The following is a 2,938-nucleotide window of genomic DNA, read 5'->3' on the forward strand; positions in this document are numbered from 1 at the left end:
CCGCCCCGGTGAACCAGCGCCCGCGCCTAGGGCGGAGCCGCCCACCCCGACGCGCCCACAGGAGCCGGCGCCCACAACGCCACGCGGGGCCGAACCGCCCGCCGGCCCCCACGAACCTGCGACTGTCGGAGAGCCGCCGGTGCCGGGGAGTGGGCATGAACCGGCACCGGTTGCTGCGGGCCATTCGGTACCTGCACCCGCCGCGCCGGCTGAAAAGCTGCCCGCACCTGGCGCCCAGGTAGCCTCTCCGCCGCACACGCCGATCGCGCCCGAGAGCTACCCAGCCCAATCAACCCCAGCCAGCGCGCATTCACCACAATCTGCGCCAATATCGCCGCTCCACGAACCGATTCCCGACTCCTATCCCGGTGGGGGGCAGCCACCAGAACCACCACCGTCCCACGGCCCCGGCGAACCGGAAGCCTCAGGTGATGGTCATGGCGGCGGTGAGGGTAACGGCCACGGCCCGCACGAGCCGGGTGACGGATCAGCGCCCGACCATGACGGAGGGCAACCGGATGACGCACCAGCGAGCGGCTTGACTGACGAAAAGCGAGACGAAATTCTTGCTATGGAAAAAGGTACTCGCCCGGATCCCTCTGAGTATTTGTCACCAGAGTACATTGAGCATCATCTTGAGAAGTTCCACGACGGCGCAGCCCGATTCATGCCTGAAACAAACCTTGACAAGTATGGCATCGCTCAGCGGGACGGAACATCATTTGTCATGCCAAAAAGCGAAGCAGACGACTTGATTGAAGCGACTCGAGGAGATCCGCGCGCACTGGAGAAAGCACTAGGCCTGAGAGAAGGATTCCTCGACTCACACAAAATCGTTAGAATCGATATACCGCGGCCACAGGAATTCAACTTGCGGGTTCCGTCCGGGAATGAAGCGGGCGCCAATGAACAGTGGATCCCCGGTGGTTTGTTGCCTGATGGCGCGTCGGAAGCAGTTATTGACGGCGGACGAGTACCAGAAGATGGTTATACTAAATCTGACATCACTAACTAGAAGAAGGGTGTCATGAAATTCAACGATACCTATTTTTCACGGGAAGATCGCTACTCGCTCGGCATAGAAACGACATCCGGTCGCTACTATGCATCGATACCGGTCAGTAATGGCATCGTGGACTACGAGGAGTATTACGAGATCACGCCGGAGCAGTATCGTGCATTTTTGGACGACAGGCACGCAGCAATTGACTTCGTCGAAGCTTGTCGACGGCGCGAACACGATGAACTTCTCTTGGAACAGCCGGGTAGTAACCGTGGAACGCCGGTTTAATGAGAACCCCTGCGGCGGCAAGTCGTGAAGATGAAATGACAATATTTGGTTCAGCGGCGTGACTAAAGGCGGCGTGGTCGATCTCTCCGGTAGTTAGTCAATGCGGTCGAGTAAGTGCCCGATGTCAGCAGCGTTCAGTCTTCCGTGGCCCGCTTTCCTTGATGGATTGAGATTCCGACAATCTGTGAGAGCTTACCCAGGCGTTATTTACCGTCTGCCAGGACGGCACCCGGGTTGGGATTACGTTGGCGACCAGCTAGCCAGTTCCTGTCAGTTGTTACCCCGTCAGCCGTGTCACCCCTGGCCGCCACACTGCACGCATGCTCGATCTCTTCCTACCGCTGGAATGCGGCGGCTGCGGCGCGCCATCGACGCGCTGGTGCGAGACCTGCGCCAGGGAGCTGGAGGTAGCGCCGGACGCGCCGCACGTCGTCAGCCCGCGCGTCGACCCGCTGGTGCCGGTGTTTGCGCTCGGCCGCTACGCCGGTGCGCGGCGGCAAGCGATCGTGGCGATGAAGGAGCACGGCCGCACCGACCTGGTACAACCGATGGCGCACGCGCTGGCCATCGGCGTGCATCGGCTGCTCACCTGGGGCATGGTCGACACCCCGTTGACGATCGTGCCCGCGCCGACACGTAAGTCCGCAGCGCGTCGGCGCGGCGGTGACCCCGTCGCGCGCATGGCAGCCGTGGCGGTCGCCGGCCATCCCGACATCACGATGATGCAGGTATTGCGGATGAGAGAATTCGCGCGCGACTCGGCGGGCTTGGGCACCAGCGCGCGTGAGCGGAATATCGCTGGCCGGGTGCTGCTGCGCCGCCGGCGGCCGTCGACCCGAAACGAGGTGCTGCTGGTCGACGACATCGTCACCACCGGCACGACCGCGCGCGAGTCCGTCCGTGTCCTGCACACCGCTGGCATCCGGGTCGCCGCCGTGCTGGCGATCGCAGCCGCCTGATAGCCGCCTGAGCCAATCGTGAACAACTCGAAACAGCGCGACGAAAGTACTGGCACTTCGACGTGAACACGGGCTACGGTCGGGTCAAGCATCCGTGAACATCTCACGGCGGCGCTCATCTAGAGAACCAAGCGCCACTTCGCCGACAACGGTAGGAGGTGAGTTCTCGACACCCGTCACCGGCGGGCGGCCTGCATAAAAATCCATGACCCCGTCGGCGCCCATCTGAAAGCCGGGCACGCGAACGCGTGCGACGCGAGAGAAACGAGTTGTCAAGAATGTCAAGGCAAACCGTGGATTCCGGCCAGGTACTGGCCGACACAGACGAGCAGGCCGAACCGACACCCCGAGCTGAGGTAGTGGTCAAGAGCCGCAACGTCGAGATCCCCGATCATTACCGCGTCTACGTCTCGCAGAAACTCGCCCGCCTGGAGCGGTTCGATCGCTCTATCTATCTTTTCGACGTCGAGCTTAAACACGCGCCCAACCGGCGTCAGCGCAAATCGTGTCAACGGGTCGAAATCACCGCCCGCGGCCGGGGCCCGGTGAGGCGCGCTGAGGCCTGCGCAAACAGCTTCTACGCGGCGTTCGAGACAGCGGTCGACAAGCTGGAAAACCGCCTGCGACGCGTCAAGGACCGCCGCAAAGTCCACTACGGCGACAAAACCCCCGTTTCGTTGTGTGATGT

At 62.3% G+C, this 2,938-nt stretch carries 4 protein-coding genes; all 4 read left to right on the forward strand.

Features of this window, described 5'->3' with window-relative positions; genetic code table 11:
- Window positions 1–538 precede the first annotated feature (538 nt).
- Window positions 539–1,015: a hypothetical protein gene (locus ACFE99_RS24640; RefSeq protein WP_375489438.1), complete on the forward strand. Its 477-nt coding sequence runs from the start codon at window positions 539–541 to the stop codon at window positions 1,013–1,015.
- Window positions 1,016–1,027: 12 nt separating this feature from the next.
- On the forward strand, window positions 1,028–1,291 hold the full coding sequence (locus ACFE99_RS24645; RefSeq protein WP_375489440.1) for a hypothetical protein: 264 nt from the start codon (window positions 1,028–1,030) through the stop codon (window positions 1,289–1,291).
- Window positions 1,292–1,611: 320 nt separating this feature from the next.
- Window positions 1,612–2,250: a ComF family protein gene (locus ACFE99_RS24650; RefSeq protein ID WP_375489442.1), complete on the forward strand. Its 639-nt coding sequence runs from the start codon at window positions 1,612–1,614 to the stop codon at window positions 2,248–2,250.
- A 293-nt stretch (window positions 2,251–2,543) separates the two neighbouring features.
- On the forward strand, window positions 2,544–2,938 hold a 395-nt coding region (gene hpf, locus ACFE99_RS24655), incomplete at its 3' end, for a ribosome hibernation-promoting factor, HPF/YfiA family (protein ID WP_375489444.1).

Origin of the sequence: uncultured Mycobacterium sp. (assembly GCF_964249325.1) — a bacterium.
Classification (GTDB): Bacteria; Actinomycetota; Actinomycetes; order Mycobacteriales; family Mycobacteriaceae; genus Mycobacterium.

What these genes read in the sequence shown, in the direction of transcription:
- ACFE99_RS24645 (WP_375489440.1), top strand. Translation starts at nt 1,028, where the DNA reads ATGAAATTCAACGATACCTATTTTTCACGGGAAGATCGCTACTCGCTC.
- ACFE99_RS24650 (WP_375489442.1), top strand. Translation starts at nt 1,612, where the DNA reads ATGCTCGATCTCTTCCTACCGCTGGAATGCGGCGGCTGCGGCGCGCCA.